The sequence below is a fragment of the Acidovorax delafieldii 2AN genome, assembly GCF_000175235.1.
Classification (GTDB): Bacteria; Pseudomonadota; Gammaproteobacteria; order Burkholderiales; family Burkholderiaceae_C; genus Acidovorax; species Acidovorax delafieldii_B.
This window is the reverse complement of sequence record NZ_ACQT01000453.1, coordinates 1-1764: the sequence shown is the minus strand read 5'-3', so window position 1 is coordinate 1764 and position 1764 is coordinate 1. Positions and strand designations below refer to the sequence as shown.

Here is a 1764-nt window from a genome sequence, read left to right as displayed (position 1 = left end):
CAACACCATCCGCGCCAGCGGCACCGTTGCGGCGGGCACCGTGGGCGGCTACACGGCATCGGCGGTCGTCTTCGACGGCACGACCAACAACACCCTGGACCTGACGGCGGCCACCGTGAATGGCACCGTGCGCGCCTTCGGCGCGGGCAACACCCTGAGCGGCGACGGCACCATCCATGGCGCTCTCTTGCTGAACAACGGCAAGCTGGCGCCGGGCCATTCGATCGGCACCATCACGGTCGTCGGCACGGCGTCCCTCACGGGCATGACCTATAACGCCGAGATCGACGCCACCACCAGCACCGCTGACCTGCTGTGGGTCATGGATTCCGGTCCACTCGGTACCCCGGGCACGGCAGACGTCACCGGAGCAACGCTCAATGTCTCGAACCTGAGCGGCACCCCCGCGGTGGGGCAAACCTTCACAGTGCTGCACACCACCGCCGGCATCACGGGCACCTTCACATTGGGCACGCTGCCGGCGGGAGTCACTTCTGCCAGTCTGGCATATCCGCTGGTGGGCGGTGTCGCCCAGCAAGCGGTGCTCACCATTACCGGCGTGACCCCGCCGCCGCCCGCTCCGGGCGGCGCGGCCAGCATCCCCACGCTTTCCGAATGGGGCGTGGCTGCGCTGAGCCTGCTGTTGGCAGGCGGCATGCTGTGGCAGCGCCGGCGCGGCCGGATTTGAGGTCTTGTTAGCCTGCAGCGCTTGCCATTCAGGCGCTTGCAGCTATCAAACTGAAAGCAATCAGGTGGCCAGCGCCACCGCTGCAGAAAAGCTCAGAAACGCCAGCGCGGTCGACACCAGGATGATCCGCGCGATGCGCCCGTTGTGGGCGCCGAACTTCTCGGCCAACAGCGACACATTGCTGGCGCTGGGCAATGCGGCCAGCAGCACCAGCACCGTGAGCGCAAAGGGCGTGAGCGGCACGCCCAGCGCCATGGCGGCCGAGCCCACGCCCCACACCAGCAAGGGGTGCAACAGCAGCTTGGCCAGGGCAATCGGCACGTAGTCGCGCACCAGCACCTGCTCGTGCTGGTTCATTTGCGAACGCGCCAGCACGGCGCCGATGGTGAACAGGGCCACGGGCGACGCGGCGTCGGCCAGCATGGCCACGGTCTTGTCGACCGGCGCGGGCAGCTTGAGCTGCACGGCCGAGGCGAGCGCCCCCAGGGCAATCGACCACGGCATGGGGTTGGTGGCCATGCCCTTGAAGGCGTTGCGCAGCGCCACCCCCATGCCGTGGGTGCCGGCGCCGTCCAACCGCGAAAGCGCCACGCACAGCGAGGTGGTGATGACCATGTCCACGGCGATGGTCACGATGGTGGGCCCGGCGCTTTGCGCGCCCAGCAGGGCCACGAGCAACGGCACGCCCATGAAACCGGTATTGGGGAAAGCCGCCACCAGCGCGCCAAAGGCGGCGTCGTTCCAGTTGGTGCGCGGCCCCCGCGTGAAGAGCACGGTGCCGCCCACCATCACCAGGCCGCACAGCAGATAGACGCCGGCCACCGCCGGATCGAGCAGCCGCGCGATCGGCGTGCTGGCGCCAAAGCGGTACAGCATGCACGGCAGCGCGAAATACAGCACGAAGGCGTTCAGGCCCGGAATGGCCGGCTGCGGCAGGACGCCGCGCCGCGCGGCCAGATAGCCGCACAGCACCAGCGCGAAGAAGGGGAAGGTGATGAGAAGGACGGACAGCACGGCGCTATTGTCGGGGGCCTGCGTCCGGGCCGTCGGCACGCCGTGGGCCACCGCCGGCGCAA

At 68.9% G+C, this 1764-nt stretch carries 2 protein-coding genes; one reads left to right on the top strand and one right to left on the bottom strand.

The features are described from left to right. Positions 1–688 (top strand): IPTL-CTERM sorting domain-containing protein (locus tag ACDELDRAFT_RS22150; RefSeq protein WP_005800941.1); only part of this gene is annotated, 688 nt, incomplete at its 5' end. Positions 689–748: 60 nt separating this feature from the next. On the opposite strand, the gene ACDELDRAFT_RS22145 is transcribed toward ACDELDRAFT_RS22150, so the two are convergent. Next, positions 749–1702 carry an AEC family transporter gene (locus tag ACDELDRAFT_RS22145; RefSeq protein ID WP_040330596.1) on the bottom strand — a complete coding sequence of 318 codons (954 nt, stop codon included), beginning with the start codon at positions 1700–1702 and terminating at the stop codon, positions 749–751. Positions 1703–1764: the final 62 nt, after the last annotated feature.